The sequence below is a fragment of the Iodobacter sp. BJB302 genome, assembly GCF_002735645.1.
In the GTDB taxonomy this organism is placed as follows: domain Bacteria; phylum Pseudomonadota; class Gammaproteobacteria; order Burkholderiales; family Chitinibacteraceae; genus Iodobacter.
In genome coordinates, this window is sequence record NZ_PDZG01000016.1 from 23,928 (window position 1) to 43,648 (window position 19,721).

14 protein-coding genes are annotated in these 19,721 nt (G+C 49.8%); 2 read left to right on the forward strand and 12 right to left on the reverse strand.

Annotated elements, in window-relative coordinates; genetic code table 11:
• Positions 1 to 56 precede the first annotated feature (56 nt).
• Genes CSQ88_RS07350 through CSQ88_RS07370 form a run of 5 tightly spaced genes read right to left on the reverse strand, consistent with a single transcriptional unit; the run spans position 57 to position 5,790 of the window.
• Positions 57 to 1,370, reverse strand: a complete 1,314-nt coding sequence (locus CSQ88_RS07350) for a sigma-54 dependent transcriptional regulator (protein ID WP_099397456.1) — start codon at positions 1,368 to 1,370, stop codon at positions 57 to 59.
• On the reverse strand, positions 1,367 to 3,193 hold the full coding sequence (locus tag CSQ88_RS07355) for an ATP-binding protein (RefSeq protein WP_099397457.1): 1,827 nt from the start codon (positions 3,191 to 3,193) through the stop codon (positions 1,367 to 1,369). The genes CSQ88_RS07350 and CSQ88_RS07355 overlap by 4 nt, the downstream gene beginning before the upstream one ends.
• A 2-nt stretch (positions 3,194 to 3,195) precedes the next feature.
• Positions 3,196 to 3,990: an ABC transporter ATP-binding protein gene (locus CSQ88_RS07360; RefSeq protein ID WP_099397458.1), complete on the reverse strand. Its 795-nt coding sequence runs from the start codon at positions 3,988 to 3,990 to the stop codon at positions 3,196 to 3,198.
• 2 nt (positions 3,991 to 3,992) lie between these two features.
• Entirely contained in the window at positions 3,993 to 4,814 is an 822-nt protein-coding gene (locus CSQ88_RS07365) for an ABC transporter permease (protein WP_099397459.1), read from the reverse strand.
• A gap of 10 nt (positions 4,815 to 4,824) precedes the next feature.
• Positions 4,825 to 5,790, reverse strand: a complete 966-nt coding sequence (locus CSQ88_RS07370) for an ABC transporter substrate-binding protein (protein ID WP_099397460.1) — start codon at positions 5,788 to 5,790, stop codon at positions 4,825 to 4,827.
• Positions 5,791 to 6,170: 380 nt separating this feature from the next.
• On the opposite strand from CSQ88_RS07370, the gene CSQ88_RS07375 reads away from it, so the two are divergent.
• A complete protein-coding gene (locus CSQ88_RS07375; protein ID WP_099397461.1) occupies positions 6,171 to 8,738 on the forward strand; it encodes a [protein-PII] uridylyltransferase in 2,568 nt (855 codons plus the stop codon).
• Between the two features lie 168 nt (positions 8,739 to 8,906).
• Here the strand turns inward: CSQ88_RS07375 and CSQ88_RS07380 are convergent, their stop codons facing one another.
• On the reverse strand, positions 8,907 to 12,323 hold the full coding sequence (locus CSQ88_RS07380) for a response regulator (protein WP_099397462.1): 3,417 nt from the start codon (positions 12,321 to 12,323) through the stop codon (positions 8,907 to 8,909).
• Positions 12,324 to 13,112 carry a phosphate/phosphite/phosphonate ABC transporter substrate-binding protein gene (locus CSQ88_RS07385; RefSeq protein WP_180273574.1) on the reverse strand — a complete coding sequence of 263 codons (789 nt, stop codon included), beginning with the start codon at positions 13,110 to 13,112 and terminating at the stop codon, positions 12,324 to 12,326.
• A 390-nt stretch (positions 13,113 to 13,502) separates the two neighbouring features.
• Between CSQ88_RS07385 and CSQ88_RS07390 the strand changes: the two genes are divergently transcribed.
• Positions 13,503 to 14,051 (forward strand): hypothetical protein, encoded by a 549-nt coding sequence (locus CSQ88_RS07390; RefSeq protein ID WP_099397464.1) that lies wholly within the window; start codon positions 13,503 to 13,505, stop codon positions 14,049 to 14,051.
• A gap of 2 nt (positions 14,052 to 14,053) precedes the next feature.
• Here CSQ88_RS07390 and CSQ88_RS07395 read toward each other — a convergent pair whose 3' ends face one another.
• The 5 genes from CSQ88_RS07395 to CSQ88_RS07415 form a co-directional block, all read right to left on the reverse strand.
• Positions 14,054 to 14,800, reverse strand: a complete 747-nt coding sequence (locus tag CSQ88_RS07395; protein ID WP_099397465.1) for a LytTR family DNA-binding domain-containing protein — start codon at positions 14,798 to 14,800, stop codon at positions 14,054 to 14,056.
• Between the two features lie 26 nt (positions 14,801 to 14,826).
• On the reverse strand, positions 14,827 to 16,140 hold the full coding sequence (locus tag CSQ88_RS07400; protein WP_099397466.1) for a sensor histidine kinase: 1,314 nt from the start codon (positions 16,138 to 16,140) through the stop codon (positions 14,827 to 14,829).
• 417 nt (positions 16,141 to 16,557) lie between these two features.
• Positions 16,558 to 16,998 carry a cupin domain-containing protein gene (locus CSQ88_RS07405; RefSeq protein ID WP_099397467.1) on the reverse strand — a complete coding sequence of 147 codons (441 nt, stop codon included), beginning with the start codon at positions 16,996 to 16,998 and terminating at the stop codon, positions 16,558 to 16,560.
• Positions 16,999 to 17,252: 254 nt separating this feature from the next.
• Entirely contained in the window at positions 17,253 to 17,717 is a 465-nt protein-coding gene (locus tag CSQ88_RS07410; protein ID WP_099397468.1) for a hypothetical protein, read from the reverse strand.
• Positions 17,718 to 18,065: 348 nt separating this feature from the next.
• The gene (locus tag CSQ88_RS07415) at positions 18,066 to 19,463 is read right to left on the reverse strand and encodes a transglycosylase SLT domain-containing protein (protein ID WP_180273575.1); all 1,398 of its coding nucleotides are present in this window, start codon (positions 19,461 to 19,463) and stop codon (positions 18,066 to 18,068) included.
• Positions 19,464 to 19,721 lie beyond the last annotated feature (258 nt).

The following is a 19,721-nucleotide window of genomic DNA, read 5'->3' on the forward strand; positions in this document are numbered from 1 at the left end:
AAAAAGGCCTAGCTCTCCAGAAATACCCATACTCAACAATTCTCACCCCTTGCAAACTACCCCTCACCCGCCCCCAATTGATATTTCTTCACTTTGTCATACAAGGTTTTTCGCGGTAGGCCGAGGGATAGGCTGGCGGCGGTGATTTGGCCTCCGGCCCTTAGCAAAGCATCTTCGATCAGGTTTTTTTCAAAGCGCTCCACCAGCGAGGGTAAATCAAGCGCGGCTTCGCTGGCGGGCAGATCGTCCAGCAGCGCAAGCACAAAGCGATCGGCCACATTGCGCAGCTCGCGCACATTGCCGGGCCAGCTTTGCAGCATCAGTTCCCGCATCCGGGCAGGGTCTACGATCGGTGCGGGGCGGTGGTAGCGCAGCGCGGCTTGCAGTACAAAATGCTCGAACAATAGCGGAATATCTTCGCGCCGCTCCCGCAGGGGCTGCAGATTCAGTGTCGCTACATTCAAGCGGTAGTAAAGATCCAGCCGAAACTGCTGCTGATCGCTCAACAGCTTTAAATCACTTTTACTGGCGGCAATCACCCGGCAATTCACAGGGATGCTGACATTGCCACCAAGACGCTCCAGTTGCCGCTCTTGCAAGACCCGCAGCAATTTCACCTGCAGCGTCAGCGGCATACTTTCCAGCTCGTCCAGAAACAACGTGCCGCCATTGGCGTATTCAATTTTGCCGATTCGCAGCTTGCTTGCGCCGGTGAATGCGCCTGCTTCATGGCCGAAGATTTCGCTTTCAAACAATTGCTCGGGCAGTGCGCCGCAGTTGAGCGCCACAAAGGGATGCGCTGCGCGATGGCTGTGCTCGTGCAGGCAACGCGCCACCAGCTCTTTACCCGTGCCGGTTTCGCCCATGATCAGCACATCGGCGTCGGTATCGGCGATATTCATAATGCGGCGGCGCAATTGCTCTATGCCTGCACCACGCCCCAGCAAGCGCCCTTCTATGCCGGATCTGCGCTCTAATTCACGGCGCAATTGGCGGTTTTCCAGCACCAGTTTGCGTTTTTCCTCTGCGCGCCGCACCACTTCGATCAGCTGCTCGGATGAAAAAGGCTTTTCGATAAAATCATAAGCGCCATCCCGCATCGCCTGCACCGCCATCGCCACATCGCCGTGGCCGGTAATCAGCACCACAGGCAGCTCGGCGTCCCGCTGCACGCTTTTAGCCAAGAGCTGCAAACCATCCAAGCCCGGCAAGCACACATCGCACACCACCACGCCAGCAAAATCAGTTTGCAAGAGCGGCAGGGCCGATTCGGCGTCGGCAAAGGTCTCCACCGCAAAGCCTGCCAGCTCCAGCGTTTGGCTGCCTGCGTGGCGGATCATTGCTTCATCGTCGATCAATAAGACCTTCATTGCTGCTCCTGTGCTGCTAGTAACTCCAGCTCAAAACAAGCCCCGCCTTCCAGGCGATTGCTGGCCTGCAAATTGCCACCAAAATCACGCACAATCGATAGCGAAATCGCCAACCCCAAGCCCAAGCCTTCGGCGTCGCCCTTGGTGGTAAAAAAGGGATCAAACACATTAGATAACTGCTCTGCGGCAATGCCGGGGCCATTATCAAGTACGCTTATTTTTACTTTGCCTTGCAGCTGCTGCACCGCCAGCGAGATGCTGGCATCGGGCTGGTTTTTTACCGCATCCAAAGCGTTTCTAAGCAAATTAATCAGCACCTGCTCCAGCCGCACTGCATTGCACAGCACCCAAAGCTGATCGGGCTGCTCGATATTTAACGCCACCCTTTGCTGGCGCAAGCGTTGCTCCAGTAAAAGCAGGGCATTGGCAATGGATTGCTTCAGCAGTACCGGCTCGGCGCTATTATCGCTTTTTCGGGCAAAAGAGCGCAGCTGGCCGGTGATTTTGCCCATGCGCTCGGTGAGTTGGCTGATATGCACCAGATTGCCCGCAACTGCCTCAGCATTGCCGCGCTCCAGTAGCAATTTGGCATTATCGGCCAAGGCGCGCATGGCCGTCAGTGGCTGGTTGAGTTCATGCGTCACACCGGCGGCCATCTGGCCCAGTACGGCCATTTTACCTGCTTGCACCAGTTCATTTTGCGCCGCACGCAGATCAAGCTCGGTACGGATACGCTCGGCAATTTCGCGTTGCAGCTGGGTATTGGCCCCTAATAAATCATCGGTACGCGCCGCTACTTTTTGCTCCAGCTGATCATGGGCCTGCTTAAGTGCCTGGCTGGCGCGCAGATTATCGCGGATGCGCCGCCGCCTTTGCCGCCAGAATAAAAACCAAGCCAGCAAAGCCAACAGACCCAGGCTGGTACCAAGCAGCACACGGCTCACGCCCTGCCGGATGGGGGTGAGATCCGTAAACAGCACCATTTGCCAACCCAGATCAGGCACTTTGGCGGTTTGTACCAGCACATCGGCCTGATCGCTGCCTGTTTTAAAGCGCGCCAATTGAGTGTTGCTATCCAAGCGCTGCTGTTTTAGCAAACCCAGCTCGGGAAAAACATTGCGGCCATATTGGCGACTCTCTTTAATGTATCGCAGCGTATAGCCAGGCAATGGGGCCAGCGTGTGCCACTTCCAAGCCGGATCGGTGGCTAAAAAAGCAATGCCGTCTTTATCGCTCACCAGCATGCGCTCGCCCGTTACCCGCCAATTACTTTCCAGCGCATCGAGGCTAACTTTGGCTACCACCACACCCAGCACCCGCTCACCATCTCTGATTGGATAAGATAAAAAATAACCGGGTTGCTGCGTGGTAAAGCCCACGCCATAAAAGCGCCCTGCGTAGCCTAATCGGGCTTGCTGATAATAGGGCCGAAACGCATAGTTGTTGCCGATATAGCTCTGTGGCGTATCCCAGTTACTGGATGCCAGCGCCAGGCCTTCAGCATTTAAAACATAAATCGCCGATGCCTGAGCCGCATCGTTCACCGCTTTTAAGTAGCGATTCACCCGCTCTAATTGCACCGCATCCTGCGGCGCGCGCAGCAAATCAGCCAAATCACGCTGGCTGGATAAAACAAAGGGCAGCCATGTGTAGCGCTCTACCGCATTACGCAAGCTGCCGGTGTAAACATCGAGGCGATGCTGACCGGCAGTGCGCAATTGCGCCAGCGCGCTGCGCTCACTCCACTGGGCGGCCAGCCATAACAGGCAGCCCGCCAAGCAAAGTGTCGCTAATATCCATAAATATCGCGCTGGTTTAAGCATCTTTAATCAGAGCTCAAGCCGCATAGCTCCGCCTGCTGATGGCGCTGCTGCTCTTCCATCACCAGCGCACCAAGCTCACGTTTAAGCGCATTGAATTCGGCCGAGCTGGGGTCTCGCGGCCTTGGAATATCCACCAGCACATCACGCTTCACCGTGCCCGGGCGGTAAGTGAGCACAATGATACGATCTGCCAGATAGATTGATTCCTCGATGCTGTGGGTGACAAACAGTATGGTTTTTTTATGCTCCTGCCAGATTTTAAGCAGCTCATCTTGCAAGCTGCTGCGGGTAAGCGCATCCAGCGCGCCAAAGGGCTCGTCCATCAGCATAATCGGCGAATTAAGCGCCAAAATACGCGCAATGGCCACACGCTGGCGCATGCCGCCAGACAAATCCTTAGGAAAACGCTTGCGAAATTCCACCAGTTTTAGCGTTTCTAGCAGCTCGGCCACTTTGCTATCGATCTGTTCCTGCGGCATTTTTTGGATGGTCAGGCCAAAGGCAATGTTTTGCTCAACCGTCATCCAGGGGAACAGCGCGTATTCCTGAAACACCATGCCGCGATCTGGCCCGGTGTCTTTAATCTGCGCGCCATCCACGGTGATGCTGCCGCTGGTTGGATGAGAAAACCCGGCAACCGCGTTCAGCAAAGTTGATTTGCCACAGCCCGAAGGCCCAAGCAGGCAAACAAACTGCCCGTTAGGGATCTCCAGACTGATATCCCGCAAGGCCACCACATCATCCCCAGGTGTTTTAAAAACTTTATTCACCTGCGCTATTTTGATTTGTGCCGTCATGATTAGTGCTCCAGGCCGCGGTGCCAGCGCAACAAGTGGTTATTGAGTTTATTCATTGCCATATCGATTGCTAGGCCCAGTAAGCCAATGGTCAACATACCCGCAATGATTTTGTCTGACCAAAAATACTCACGCGCTTCCAGAATTCTGAAGCCCAGCCCGTTATTCACTGCAATCATTTCCGAAACGATCACCACAATAAACGCCGTACCCACCCCGATACGCGCACCGGCCAGAATATACGGCGTGGCCGCTGGTAAGATCACTTTCAGGAACAAGGTGCTTTGGCTCGCGCCTAAATTACGCGCCGCACGCAGATAAATAGAATCCACCTGACGCACCCCGGCAATAGTATTCATCAATACAGGAAAAAACGCCCCAATCACAATCAGGAAAATCGCCGGTGCATTGCCCAAACCAAACCACAAAATAGAGAGCGGGATATAAGCAATCGGTGGAATCGGCCGCAAAACCTGAATCATCGGATTAAACCAGCTATACACCCGCGGGCTGGCCCCCATAAGCAGCCCCAGCGGCAAAGCCAGCGCTGCGCCAATCGCAAAGCCCACAATTACCCGATACAGCGTGCCGATGGCATCGTGAATCATCTCGCCCGAAAACAACCAGGCGGTATAGCTGCTCTGGCTGGCGTCATAGGGCTCCATTGGCAATAAATACGCATACCAGCGCACCACCACCTGCCATGGGGACGGCAGAATCTGCGGATTTAACCAGCCCGCCATTGCTGCTGCCTGCCAAAGTGCAATCAAAACCACGGGCAGCCAAAGTCCCGTTACGGCTCGGGTGAATAATGTTTTATTCATCGGATGGCCCTTATTTCACGTTTAAAGATTTCTTAGCCTGATCTAGCAGATCCAGCTTCACCCACTCTTTGGCCACTGGCGGCTTCACCATTTTGCCCACGCCATATTTGGCCATAAAATCGGTAGTGATCTGCATATGCTCAACGCTCAGGTTGTAATAAAACGGCGAATTAGCAATGGCATCCTGATAGTCATCCACCGTAATCTGACCCTTAAACATATTGCTGCGCACATAGTTTTCGGCGAGCTTAGGATCATCCATAAAGGCTTTGGTGGCTTGCACAAAGCACTTCATAAATTTTTCTGCCAGCGGGCGATTACTGTTGTAAAGCTTCTCGCTCATCACCAGTGTGCGAATTGGCTCACCCATCGGCGTTTCATATGGTTTTAGTAATTCCACGCCAAAGCCCTTGTTAATCGCTTGCGAAGCCTGCGGCTCGGATTGCGACATGGCATCAATCTGCTTTTGCATCAGCGCCTGGTTCAAATCTGCAAAGGGCAGGTAAACAATTTTGACATCCTTGCCCGGCTTTTCAGACCAGCTCAGATTCGCCTTGGCCAGCTCCGCCAACAGCGCCAGCTCCTGCGCGCCGCCACGCGCCACCCCTACCGATTTACCTTTAAAATCGGCCACGGCTTTAATCGCAGAGCCCGGCTGCACCACAATCCTGATCCCGCCTTTGGCAAAGCCCGCCACCGCATACACCGGCACGCCGCCTGCCCGCCCGGCAATGGCCGCGTCCGCCGCGCTGGCCGCCACATCAATCTCGCCCGCAATAATGGCCGGCATAATATCCAGCCCCTTGGCAAACATCCTCTCCTCTACCTTAATCCCACATTTAGGCGCGATTTCCTTGATATACGAGACCGCACCGTAGTGGGCGAATTTAAGATTACCCAGACGAATCACATCTTCTGCGGCATAAGCAGAAAAGGAAGTCATGGCCAGCGATGCGATCAAAGTAAGTTTCTTCATTGCAACTCCGTAGCTAAAGGTAAGGGCAGACAGCCTGACAGGCTTCCCTTAGCTATTTAGCAATTAGCTTGCCAGCATGCTGACACAGGCCAACTACACTGCAAGCCCTTGCTTACAAAGAAAAAACGACGCGATGCTGATTATTCCGCTGATACCGATGATGGCGAAACTACAGAATCAGGCGATATTAAATGGCGGAAAACCGCCTTAATTCACAATGATTCGATGCAATATGCTGATCTGTTTAAATAAACTGACGGCGCAAAGAACCCAAAAGATGTAACACCATAAAACTTACTTACACACAGCAACCCTATCCACTGCCACTCCCCGCCCCTTTCTCCTATAAACTACAGCACCACCTTATATTTGGCTGAGTTATGCGTCCTGTCAGTGCCATCCGGGCTTCTTATGCGGCTGATAAAGCCGCCTTACACCAACGCTTTGCTATCCCAAGCGAAGCCTTGCCTATTCTTGCGGAACTGACGCAGCTGACTGATCGCACCTTAAGCGAGCTGTGGGGCAGGCATCAGTTTATTGATGAGGTACTGCTGGTGGCCGTTGGGGGCTATGGCCGAGGGGAATTGTTCCCCTATTCAGATGTGGATTTACTGATTTTATTGCCCGATCTGCCCTCGCCTGCACTCTTAGAAAAGCTGGAAGTCTTTGTGGGTGAGCTATGGGATATTGGCTTGGAAGTAGGCCATTCGGTACGCACCACGGCGGACTGCATGCACGAGGCGGAAAAAGATATCACCGTGCAAACGGCTATTTTAGAAGCTCGGCTTTTGGTGGGGGACCCGGAGCGCTTTAAAGAATTTTATGACACGGTGCATCGCTATATCGATACCAAGGAATTCTTTGAGGCCAAATTATTAGAGCAGCAGGCACGCTATGGCCGCTTTCAAAACGCTACTTATAATCTTGAGCCCAATATCAAAGAAGCACCGGGTGGATTACGCGATTTGCATTTAATTGGCTGGATTGCCGCCAGCCAGGGTTTGGGCCGCGATTGGCATGCGCTGGCGCAGCTTAAAATGCTGACCGATGAAGAAATCATTAAATTAGAAAATGCCGAGCGGGTATTACGCGCCTATCGCATTCAATTGCACTGGCGGGCTAAACGCCGTGAAGATCGTATTCTTTTTGATTACCAGCACACGCTGGCCAGTGATTTTAAATTTGAAGACAGCGAGAAAGGCTCAATTCGCCTGCGGGCCAGCGAAGCGCTGATGGCCACCTATTACCGCTCTGCCCGCATTATCAGCCAGCTTGCGCCTTTATTATTAGAAGCCCTGAAGGCGCGTATTTTTTCGCAGGTTGGCATTGAGATTCGCCCGATTAATGAATTCTTTCAATTACGTGGCTCGTCCATTGAAATCACCTCACCCGATGTGTTTGAGCGCCAGCCTTCAACCATACTGGAATTATTCTGGCAATTAGAGCGCATAAGAGATGCCCGGGATATCAGCCCCGCCACGCTCAGGGCGCTTTGGCATGCCAGATCCAGTATTGATGATAATTTTCGCAGTAACCCTGTTAATCAGCAGCGCTTTATTGATATTTTCCGCGAGCCGCGCGGCTTAACGCGTGTATTGCGCCGCATGAATCAATACGGTGTATTAGGCCGCTTTATTCCGGAATTCGGGCAAATTGTTGGCCGTATGCAGCATGATTTATTTCATGTTTATACCGTGGATGAACACACCTTAATGGTATTACGCAATGTGCGGCGCTTTGCGGTGAATGCCTTTACCCATGAATACCCAATGTGTTCACGCCTATTGGCGGAATTCGATCGGCCCGAAGTTTTATATCTGGCAGCGCTGTTTCACGATATTGGCAAGGGGCGTGGCGGCGATCATTCCCTCTTAGGCAAAGAAATTGCGGCTAAATGGTGCGCCAGCATGCCGCTGCCTGATGAGGATGCCCAGCTGATCACCTGGCTGGTAGAGCATCACCTCACCATGTCGGCCGTAGCGCAAAAACAGGATGTGTATGATCCTGAAACCATTCAGGCCTTTGCAACTTGGGTGGGGGATCAGCGCAAGCTCACCGCTATTTACCTGCTAACTGTGGCCGATATCCGCGGCACCAGCCCCAAGGTGTGGAATGCGTGGAAAGCCAAGCTGCTTGAAGATTTATTTAAAGCCACTCAGCACCTATTTAGCAACACCAGTAGTAATCGATCATGGCTAGCGGAGCGTCAAGACGAAGCGCTGCGCTTAATTCGCCTGCATGGCTTACGCCAAGAAGCGCATGAAGATTTCTGGAAAGTGCTCGATACCGTGTATTTCTTACGCCACGACGCCAAAGAAATTGCTTGGCACACCCGCATGCTTTTTCCCCGTGTAAACACGCTTAAACCGGTGGTGCGAGCACGGCTTTCAGAATCAGGCGAAGGCTTGCAAGTGATGGTATACAGCCAAGATAAAAATGATTTATTCGCACAAATTTGCAGCTTTTTTGAGCGCGCTGGCTATACCATTTTTGACGCGCATATTCATACCACGCAAAATGGCTATGCCTTAGATAGTTTCTATATTTATATCCCCGATAATCGGGTAGACAATTACCGTGATTTAATTGGCTATATCGAGTTTGAACTCAGCCAGCAATTAGAAAAAGGGCTGCCGCTCGCCTCGGTGCATAAAACACGCATATCCCGCCAACTTAAACATTTCCCCATTCAGCCGCATGTGATGATACGTGCGGATGAGCGTGGCAAATACCATGTTTTATCAATCGCAGCAGGAGATAGAACCGGCTTGCTTTCGACCATTGCCAGAGTATTGGCGAAGAATAGAATTGAGATTCAATCGGCAAAAATTATGACGCTGGGCGAGCGGGCTGAAGATAATTTCTTAATTAGCGGGGAATTACTCAAAGATCAACACGCCTCGCGCGCTTTAGAGGCGGAGCTGTTGCAGGCGATTCATGCGCATTAGTGCATCCCCCCGTTTACACCCTCAAATGGCCTGACAAGGGATTACGCCACAGTGTAATGACGATGATTAAGCGGGGAATTTTGTGCTGAGCCCGGATTCCACCGTCAGCAAAACAATTCAGTCAGCCTGCATTTTTATAGCGGCGGATGGGGCTTTATTTAAATCAGTTTATTGAAATTCGCCGTATTTTTCTAATAGCGTTTCACACTGTTTTTGCCCCCGCATAAAATCAAATGCGCCCATTGCCTCGTACAAGGCTTTAAGCTCGGGAGCGGCCGTACGGGCGTATTTTTTTTGCAGCCGGGCATGCACATCAAAGGCTAATAAATCCGAGCCTTTTAACAGACTATGTAATTCTTTAATATCTGCCAGAAATTGCGAGGTATCCGGCACCGCCTCTGCTGGCGCGGCCTGGCTATAGCTCAAAGCGAGCGGCTCGATCAGTTGGCTGCTGGCAAGCACGGCATCCCTCAGTGCCTCGCAAAGTGCATCGTGCTCCGTGGCCGCTGTTTTAAGCTCATCCTCTGTTTGTTGAGCAACCGCCGCTAAATAGCTGGCCCCGACTGTAGCGGCAAGCCCTTTTAAGGTATGCATTAAACGGCGGGCTTCTTCTCTTTTTCCTGCCCGTAAAAAAGCATCCAGCTGGGCCGGCATACCGCTGATTTCCGACAAAAAAGATTGCAAAACACGGCCATATAAACCGGTGTTATTTCCCAGACGCTCTAAAGCACCGGCAAAATCATTTTCATCTTTAATCGTACATTGCGCTTCGTCCGGCACGCTGGTGATTTCGCTGTTCAAAGCCAATTGATGCCGGTTTTGCCTGACCTGGCTTTGCACAATCTGAATAAGATGCATCAAATCAAATGGCTTACCAATATGATCATTCATCCCTGCAGCAAGACAGGCCTCGCGGTCTGAATCCATGGCATTGGCCGTCATGGCGATCACAGGCAAAGTGGCCATACCCAGTCCATGCCGGATGATATGCGTTGCCGTATAACCATCCATCACGGGCATTTGCACATCCATCAGCACTGCATCAAAAGGGCGGGATGCATTAACAATGGCATCAATCCCAGCCTTCCCGTTTGCAGCCAGCTCTACCTGTGCGCCTTCTGCGCTGAGCAGCTCTTGTGCCACCTGCTGATTCATTAAATTGTCTTCAACCACCAAGAGGCGCAGCCCAATCAGTCGGCAAGGCTTCAATCCTGGCTGACGCGGCCTGCTGCGTAAATTACCCAGGCCAGCCCGCGCATCAGCCACCGCATCAAACAGCATCGAGGCCGTAACTGGTTTCACCAGAAAACTATTCAGGGCGGCCTGCTCTTCGCTGCTGCGCTGAGCCAGCAACTCCCGGCCATGCGTTGTCACCATCACAATTACAGGGGTATCCGTGGCCAGCAGGATTTTCCTGATCCGTAGAATAGTTTCCCAGCCGTCCATATCCGGCATATGCCAATCCACAAAAATAGCCTGATAGCCCCCCTGCGCCAAAGCCGGGCACGCCTCCACTTTAGCAATCGCCTCTTGCCCGCTCCGGGCCACATCCACCTGCCAGCCCCAGGAACGGGCCATATCCACCATCAGCCCGCGGGCGATTTCATTATCATCCACCACCAATACATGCAAATGATTTAGCCCCCCCACAAAGCTTGAGCGGTCTGCCTCTTCTGCTAAAGCATCCACGGCAGGCAGTATGATTTCAAAGTAAAAGGTGCTGCCCTTCCCTGCCTCGCTTTCCAGCATCAGGCTGCCACCCATCATTTCAACCAATCGCCTAGAAATAGATAAACCCAGCCCCGTCCCGCCAAAGCGCCGCGTAGTGGATGATTCGGCCTGAGTAAACCCTTCAAAAATATGCCTCTGATTTCCGGCTGTAATGCCAATACCGCTATCTTTCACTGAAATACGTAATGAGATTTGATCTTCAATCTGGCCAAGCAGTTTTATTTGAATAATGACTTCGCCTGTTTCAGTAAATTTAATGGCATTGCCCGCCAGATTAATCAGAACTTGCCGCAGCCGCAATACATCACCAATCAGAGCCTTAGGCATGGATTGATCAATATCGAATAATACCTCGATGGGTTTGGCGCCAATATTGGCCGATAGAATAACGGATAAATCCCGCATCAGCCTGTCTAATCGAAACGGCTGCGGATCCAGCTCCATTTTGCCGGCTTCCATTTTAGAAAAATCCAGAATATCATTCAGCAGCCCTAATAAAGACTGCGCCGCACCTTCTGTTTTAGTGGTGTAATCGAGCTGCCTGTCGCTTAATTCGGTATTTTGCAATAATTTAAGCATGCCCAGAATCGCATTCATTGGTGTGCGAATTTCATGGCTCATATTGGCTAAAAACTGGCTTTTTGCCACCGTTGCCGCCTCGGCCCTGGCTTTTGCAGCCTGCAAAGATAATTCATAATTTTTAATTTCAGTGATATCAGTACATATAGAAATATATTGCTCAGCTACTGCATTAATTCCCATCAGGGGCACAATGGTGGCATTCACCCAATAAAACTGCCCGAGTTTGTTTTTATTTTTAATTTCACCATGCCAGACCTGCCCGCGGCTAATAGCAGACCAAAGCGCAGCAAAAAAAGCAGCCGGGTGGAATTCTGAATTAAGAATACGATGATTCTGCCCCAGCAATTCATCCCTGGAATAAGCAGAAATATTACAAAACAAATCGTTGGCATACACAATCACGCCATTTAAATCAGTAATGCTGACAATAGCATGCTGATCAAGTGCAAACTTTTGGTGATTTAATTCGCTGTTTTGCGTTAATAAGCGCGCTGAAACATGATTAAGCGCCTCACCTAAAGCCTGGATTTCTGAAGACTCGCCTGATACCTGAAGCTTTGCCCCAAGAGCGTGATCCAGACCGGTGGCAAACCGGGTGGCCTGTTGCAAGGCCCGGATGGGCGGCCCCAGCAGGCATTTAAGTAAAACCAGCGTACCGGTGATGGCCAGTGCAATAATCAGCAACGCCTGAGCCCATATGGCGATCACCTCCTGGTTTAAACCATCGGTGCGATAGCTCACCCTGACCCAACCCACATGACTGCCCGCCATAACCGGGTGCCAAGCCGACCTGGTTTGCTTGCCGGCCAAATGATGAAGACTGAGCTCTGTATTCACCTCTTCAGACTGAGTAAAGGGCCGCACCTGCCGGGGAACTTGCAAGCGCTCATGGCCAAAATGAGGCACGCTGCGCCCATGTTCAAACACCACTTCGCTCAGCAGTTTTCCATCCGTATTACTCACCTGCACCAAAAAAACACCGGGGGTTGTGGCGGTTTGCATCGAGATCGCTTCAATGCTCACCCAGTCTTCTACCAGCAAAAACTGCGCATCCACGGTGGCAAGATTCTGAGCCAAAGCAGCCATATTGTTCATTACGGTGGTGCGCAGCAAATGGGTTTGCCTGCTTGCCGTATAAGCCCCGTAACTCAGCAGCGATAGCACAAGGCAAACTGAGGTAAGCAACATAATCTGCCGAGAAAGGCTGCGCGGCAAAGCCCTGATGGCTTGCCACCATGCGGGCGACGAAGAAGGAATCAGGGGGGCATCCATCTAGTTTTTCTCTTCTGCATCATATTTCTGAAGCTTTAAAACGTCTAAAGGCAGATAGTCTTTTTCATAAAGAGCGGGCACAGGGTTAGAAAAACGAATTTCCTTCAGCAAAACCCGCCCTGCCTCATCCTGAGCCAAAGCCATAAAGGCCTGTGCAATGGCATTGCGATCTTTTAACGGCACACGGGGGTGTGCCACAATAGGATGCGAAGCGACTTCCGGCGTCTGATAAATAATATGTAGCTGACCGCGCACTTCAGGCTGCTCATCATCAAAAGCGGCAAGCACACTTCCGCCAGCCGCCACCTCGTTTCGCGCTAGGTGCAAAAACACATTGGAATGAGTGCCCAGATATCGCGGAGTAAATTGCAAACCCATACGCCCGCTTAAGTGAGCGCGAAGCAAAATAGAAGCGCCAAAGGCATTAGGTGCCGGAAAAGCAATGGTCTGCCGGTTTAAATCTTTGGCCGACTTAAACCCGCTGTCTTTACGTACAAGTAGTATTCCGACTAAAGGCTTGCTGTCTTTTAACAGGGGGATATAGCCCTGCCGGGAAAACGACCGCAGCGCCTGATAGGGATTAACATAGGCAAAGTCAGCGCTGCCATTTTTTAAAGCCACATCAAACTGCGTATAGCCAGCGGCAAGCTTCAGCTCAAGCACTATGCCTGTATCGTGCGAAATGCGCTGCAAGACAGGCTGCCATTCCTGATGTAAACGATCAGGGCCAAACTGAGGGACCACAGAAAAAGTATATCTGCCCGCAGCAAAGCTGCAATCGATAAGCATAAGCAGCCCACACAGGGCCTTAAGCAAATACTTACACATACTCACTCCCATGCCCGATAAGTAACACCAAGTGGCATTACATCTAACATAAGAATAGTGTGCAATTTAACTATTACTTAGAAAGTAATTAATTATTTTCCGAAAGAAGGCAAGGCCTGCACTCCTTGCGAGCGCTGACCTTTTTTGAATACAAACAACCAGAGCGCTGATACCCAACCGAAAACGGATAGCGTATGCGTCTGTACACTTAACAAGGCCAGGTGATTCAAAAACAAGTAAATAAGCCCATGGAAAAACGAAACGTATTCCATTTAGACTAAGCGCCCCAGCAGCGCCCTATCATGTGACGACAGGACATCATAAAATGCCCCCCGTTTTTATCTGCATCTCATGAAAAACCACACCCTGCCCAGCGGCCTTGCTTTGGCACTACTGATGCATCTTGGTGTTTATCTTTTTTATCAGGCTAAAAAACCGGCCAGTCAGACAATCCGCCCGGGCTTACAAATTTTTTTATCCGCGCTTGAAACGCCCCGGACACAGCAGGTAAGCCCGCCCCCGCCACCCGCGGCTGAGCATCAACAACAAACATCCAAGCAAAAAACAAGGCCCAAAACGGGGCCAGTTTCAACACATGAAACAAAACCCGATATTTTGGAGATTCCTTCCATTACTGAGAGTGGCAAAGCCATTCACCAAGTGATCACCCCCGCTGCCAGACTCGATTTATCCATTCCCAAAGAAAGCAGCTCTGCCGCTAAAGCGCAATCCATTATCCCCGGGCTAAAACCACAGACCGAAACACCCCGCAGCGAGCTGGCCAAATCACTGGATAAAGCCAACCGGCCTGATTGTAAAAAAGCGTACTCAGGATTGGGCCTACTCGCAATCGTGCCCTTAGTGGCCGATGCAGTAAGCGACAGCGGCTGCCAGTGGTAGATTTACATTTGCTTAAATAAATGCGTAAAGCTGCGGCTGACTTCCAGCTTTTCGCTCAGGCCGCTCACTTTCACTAGTAAGCGCCCGCGAATATCTTTAACCACGCCTTCAATCGCCTTGCTGTTCACCAGTGTTGCGCGGTGAATTTGCCAAAAGAGATCGGGGTTGAGTTCTTCTAATAAATCACGCACGGGCTTTCTGATTAAAGCCTCATAATTTTTTGTTTGCACCCGCGTGTATTTTTCATCGGATTGAAAAAACAAAACTTCTTCAACCGGAATCAAACGCAATTCCTGCCCCATTGATGCCTGTATCCATTGCAAATACGCGGGCTTTTGGGTAACTTGCTTAGCAATCTGAGCAATTAAGGCCTGCATATCATTGGGCGGGCTGGCGAGGCGTTTTTTTAGGCGCTCTACAGTTAAAGCCAAACGCTCCGGATCCGCTGGCTTTAAAACATAATCAATCGCACCATGCTCAAATGCTTCTACTGCATATTGATCATAAGCGGTTACAAATACGATATGGGTAGATTGAGAAATCGCCTGCGCCGCTTCTAAACCTGTAAGGCCAGGCATGCGGATATCTAAAAAAGCAAAATCCGGCCGGTACGCTAATGTCTGGCTAATCGCTTCTTCGCCATTTTTAGCTTCGGCAATAATTTCTAATTCCGGCCAGACCTGAGAAAGACGTAATTTTAACTGATCACGCATTAAACGCTCGTCATCAGCAATCAGTGCTGTGGGCATGGCAATCCTTTAAAAAATGAGCACATTTATATTGCCAGAGTATAAGGTACTTCAATCGTAATACACACACCGCTTGGTTTATTTTCTGTAATTGAAAACAAGCTGTTTCCTTTATATAGCAAAGCCAGGCGCTCACGAATATTCTGCAAACCCAAACCTGTGCCACTGCTTTTTGCCATGCCGAAACCAAGGCCATTATCAATCACGCTGATTCTTAATTTCTGATGAGCAACTTCTGCATAAACACTCAGGCTGCCGCCTTCTGTTTTTGGCTCTAATCCATGCTTAATTGCATTTTCAACCAGTGTTTGCAAAATCATCGGCGGAAAAGCCGCTGAGCGTAAGCCTTCGGGAATATGAATATTAAATTCAAGGCGCTCTTCCATACGCATTTTTAACAGCTCTAAATACGCAGCCACCATATCGGCCTCACGGCCCAAATGATTACCAGAGGCATGGTCCCTGATTTGCGGTAATACCTGGCGTAAATATTGAATCAGGCTGCGCTGCATGGCAGAAGCACGCGGCGGATCCGTTTCAATTAAATATTCAACAGAAGCCAGGGTATTAAATAAAAAGTGCGGCTCAATTTGCGCCTGCATCATTTGTATTTTGGCCTCGGCCACCTGCCTTAATAATGCCTCTCTTTCTGATTCTTTTTGTGCTTCTCTTGCCAGTGCTTCGGCACGTTTTTTACCGCCCATTAATACCTTAATGCCCAGCAGCATCATGATAAAAAGAAACACCCAATTATTCAAAGAAATATTAGTCGATATCCTGGCGGAGGGCGGTTTATTTTTTTCAAGGGTCAGCAAATACTCGCTCACTGCATTAATCAATTCATTCTTATCCTCTGAAGATAAGTCACTATCCTGAATCACACTCAAGCCGGCAATTTTATCGTGCAACTTTTTCTTTATTTTCTCTTTATCGTGACCTGCTTTTTTTGCGTCTACCAGCTCTTTTTCTGCATCGGCTTTTTCTTGCTCTGCCTGCTGCTGGTCCGCATTTTTATTGGTGGATGCTTCCGGCAAATCAGACGACGGATCCAATGGCTCAGAAGGTATTTTTTCCTTGCCCGGCGGATGAATCACGGCAGGTGGAGCGGGAGGGGGCGGCAAAGTAGCTGCATATTCTGCTCTTCTTAAGCTATTAATCCCATCTTCAATCGCGCCGCCCATAATCAAGGATAAAATCATTAGAAAGATAAACTTCCCCCAGCTCAGCTGAATCACCCATACAGCGAGCCGATCAAATACTTTTTTTAAAAAATCAAGCACCTCATAAAAGTACGCCTTGATTATTTTAATTTTTTCTTCATTCATATGCGGCCTTTGCATTTATATAATCCAGTCATACCCAATACATAATTCCAGCAAAATTTCACATCGTTATAAGTTCTATATTCATTACCTGCCTGCCTCTTTTCTTATTTTACACAGAGATTTTCAATTAAAAATCACGCAGTAATTTAAGCGGGCTGGCGCATTTAACACAGCGCCACCTTCGGCTTAGCACGGCGATTTCCCTGCTTAAACAACAGGCACTCAAAATACCATGCAGAATTTTTTCCACAAAGAAATGTGACTAGACAAAATCACCGTCCTATTGCAGCAATTGCTGCCATTATGCCCGCAAGACCAATAGCAGATTACTCTGAATGGATAAAAATCAGCAGGCCATAATGAAAAAAAAGCTGAACCAGCCAGAGCAATCAATTCACGATATTGCACAGTGCTCCAGTTAAATGGCAAAGACTAATGGAGCTCTTTATTCTCATTACTCTCAGGCTCAGACAAAGGCATGCCCGCTGAGCCCGAATAGGAAACAATCAGCTCAACAGGGTCTTTACCCGTAATCCCGCGATGATATTCGCCCACCATTTCCGACAACACCTGCCCGGCTGTAATCATCTTCTTTTCACCGCCCACCTTTTTTTCAACCGTTAATGTGCCAGAAACAACATAGGCGACATTGGGCATGGAATGTTTGTGCCATGCCATCGTGGTATTGGCAGGGATCGTTATTTTCAAAACAGTCAGCTCAGGCGGGCCGGAAGGATAAGTTTCATATTTTTTTCCATCCCATGACTGGCTGCTTTTAAGCAAAGTATCCATTTGAATGGCGGGTTTGTTTTCAGCATGAGCCACATTCATTGACAACACAGCGGCCAGTGCAATAGAAAATATTATTTTCATAAACATGCGATCCTTCGTTTAAATAAATATTTTATTATATTAACATTTAAAACACAATGATCTTTATTTACTTTACACACATCAATAAATCATCAGCAAGGATTCAGCACAGGAAATCATTCTAAAAATACATCATGGCGTATCAATCAGTTTATCAATTAAAGCGGCGTTAAATGAATACTGATCTTTCAAAACGATGGCACCAACCAGAGAACACAGTCATTATTTTTGCCGGCAGAGCAGGGCACGATGTATTAAACGCCATAAGGCATGAAGAGATTAATCTTTTTTACTATTGCCATAGACGGCATTGCAGTATTGAAAAAAACCCCATCGCCCTGCTCTGCAGCCACAATCATAGATGGCAATGCCGCAGCGCTTTCTCGCTTAGCAAGCACTTCAATTCGTGGCAATTTAATAATCACGGTTTCTTTAGCCAATTTCGCATCTTTTGCAGCCAGTTTTACTGATGTTTTATGCATTGCATCGCGGCGCTTTCCAATAACCTCTATTCTTGGCAGTTTAATTATTGCTGCATCATTTGCAATTGGCGCATCAAGCGCGGCCAAATTTGCTGGTGTTTGATGAATTGCATCATGACGCTTTCCAACAACCTCTATTCTGGGCAATTTAATAATCACTGCATCTTTTGAAACAGGCGCAGCAAAAACAGGAGTAGAAATCATCAATGCTGTGGCGATTAACATTAAGGCTTTCATGACATTCTCTTGCAAAGTTGGAGTAATGTCACTTTAAACAAAGCCATTCCAAGGCGAAACAGCGCTGCGATCAAGTGTCAAAAGCGAGGATCAGAATGCAAAAAAACAAGACCAGGATGCAAAGCAACCCAAAGATTAACAGATTGGCAAGTCTATTTGCGCGCCTTAAGCCGCTTTAAACCCTGTACCGCACAGCACCTCTACCCTGCTCTACCAGGGTAAGCGCGCCAATATAAATGCGGGTTTTTTGCGCTAAACGCGCACGGACCTAAGCGGATAAGGTCTTATTTTGCCCTGTGATCTTCAGAGCGGCGTGATTCAATGCCTGGATACTGCGGCAACACACCTTTATTTAAGCTCGGCCGCCGCTGACGCGCCATCGTGCCGTTTGCGTGTTTTTTCCGCCGCCTGGTAGGCAATATAATAACGGCTCACTGCAGACACATAATCCACCATGCCTTTACTGACCGACTTTAAAGCTACTTTTTCTACATTCCCCAGCCAGCGGTTGCGATCCAGGCCCTGAGCCGCCGCCTGATTACGCAATTGCTGCACACGCCCCTCGCCTGCGTTGTATGCGGCAATCATAAAATACAGCTGATCCTCGTCATTAATGCCGGGGTTATTAAAGAAATCACGCAAATGCCCCAGATAACGCGCGGCCGCCGTGACATTGCCTTCCGCATCATGAGGATTAGTCACCCCCATATTACGGGCGGTGCTGGGGTTAATTTGCATAATGCCGGTAGGGCCTTTTTTGCGTATGACCGAATTCAGACCCGTTTCTTTCTGCCCGATTGCAGCAAGCAGCAGCCAGTCTAAATTATTAGCCGCGGCCACAATCTGAAAGACAGGCGCAAAAAAAGCCAGCTTATCCAGTGAACCCAGCTGACTGGCGCTTTGCACCTTGCCACTGGTTTCCAGATAACGCCGCGTAGCCGTCACCGCCCGCTCGGCAATGCCTGATTTCTCTGCAAAGCGATTTAAGGTGGCCAGCAAAGCGCTGTCGTCTTTACGCACGGCCCACGCCACAGGGACTTTTTCTTCTGTACAGCTATGGCTTTTTAGTTTGCTCAGCGTTTTACTCCATAAACCCAGAACAAAGCTGCTGGCCATGGTGGTTTTATCTGCATTTCTATTGATTTCGGCGAGCAGCATTTCAGTGTTTACACCGGGCGCTGCGTTTTCTACCTCAAACTCTGCGCTTCCGGCCTTGCGTTTTGCCTCATTAAAATCACCTAAAAGCCGCTGGGCATAGCTGCTGGATGGAATCGTAAGGCTGTGGCCCTCTTCTGCGGCCGACACCGTACACCAGCGATCTTGCAAATACGGAACAGAAAACGCAACTAACTGCTTTGCCCCTTCCGTTACCGGCATCAGCCCCGCAGCGATATCCCCACGCCCGGCCCTGAGCGCGGGGATCAGCTCACCTGCATCAACAGGAATAAACTGCAAGCGCAGCGGCGGCTGCCCCTTGCTGCGCCCCTGATTCAGAAATTTTTCAAACTCGTTCAGCATGCTGTATTCCACACCATACTGACGGCCATTTTTAATAAAAAAGGTAGAAGGCCCCAGTGCCACCAGAACTCTCAGCCTTTCTGGCGGATGCTCCGGGTCGAAATCAGCGCCGGTTGCAGCGAGCTGGGAGGGTTTACTTAATGCTGGGTGCGTGCTTTTTACACTCGCTACGGGCTTGGCCCAAACAGGGCCAGTCAAACACAAACAGAGCATCAAGAATCGTATCATTCGCGGTTTCCGAGTTTGCTTTATGACGCTTATTGCGGCTGAAACAGGATGGCAGCATCCCGTCATTTACGGCGCTGAACCTGAGTGATCACGCTGCAGGCAGGGTAAATAAGCCACCTAGCCCACCCCATTCTAATGGTGGAAATCAATAGTTCCAACACTGCAGGTATCGGCTAAGTCCATCTGGCCGTATAATCGCCACTAAGATTTTTTGTTGGCAAATCAATGCACACTCTGCCTCAGCGCGTTCTGGCTAAA

Coding starts and splice junctions, on each gene's coding strand:
- CSQ88_RS07350 (WP_099397456.1), bottom strand. CDS start 1,370: ATGAAGGTCTTATTGATCGACGATGAAGCAATGATCCGCCACGCAGGC.
- CSQ88_RS07355 (WP_099397457.1), bottom strand. CDS start 3,193: ATGCTTAAACCAGCGCGATATTTATGGATATTAGCGACACTTTGCTTG.
- CSQ88_RS07360 (WP_099397458.1), bottom strand. CDS start 3,990: ATGACGGCACAAATCAAAATAGCGCAGGTGAATAAAGTTTTTAAAACA.
- CSQ88_RS07365 (WP_099397459.1), bottom strand. CDS start 4,814: ATGAATAAAACATTATTCACCCGAGCCGTAACGGGACTTTGGCTGCCC.
- CSQ88_RS07370 (WP_099397460.1), bottom strand. CDS start 5,790: ATGAAGAAACTTACTTTGATCGCATCGCTGGCCATGACTTCCTTTTCT.
- CSQ88_RS07375 (WP_099397461.1), top strand. CDS start 6,171: ATGCGTCCTGTCAGTGCCATCCGGGCTTCTTATGCGGCTGATAAAGCC.
- CSQ88_RS07380 (WP_099397462.1), bottom strand. CDS start 12,323: ATGGATGCCCCCCTGATTCCTTCTTCGTCGCCCGCATGGTGGCAAGCC.
- CSQ88_RS07385 (WP_180273574.1), bottom strand. CDS start 13,112: ATGCTTATCGATTGCAGCTTTGCTGCGGGCAGATATACTTTTTCTGTG.
- CSQ88_RS07390 (WP_099397464.1), top strand. CDS start 13,503: ATGAAAAACCACACCCTGCCCAGCGGCCTTGCTTTGGCACTACTGATG.
- CSQ88_RS07395 (WP_099397465.1), bottom strand. CDS start 14,800: ATGCCCACAGCACTGATTGCTGATGACGAGCGTTTAATGCGTGATCAG.
- CSQ88_RS07400 (WP_099397466.1), bottom strand. CDS start 16,140: ATGCAAAGGCCGCATATGAATGAAGAAAAAATTAAAATAATCAAGGCG.
- CSQ88_RS07405 (WP_099397467.1), bottom strand. CDS start 16,998: ATGAAAATAATATTTTCTATTGCACTGGCCGCTGTGTTGTCAATGAAT.
- CSQ88_RS07410 (WP_099397468.1), bottom strand. CDS start 17,717: ATGAAAGCCTTAATGTTAATCGCCACAGCATTGATGATTTCTACTCCT.
- CSQ88_RS07415 (WP_180273575.1), bottom strand. CDS start 19,463: ATGATACGATTCTTGATGCTCTGTTTGTGTTTGACTGGCCCTGTTTGG.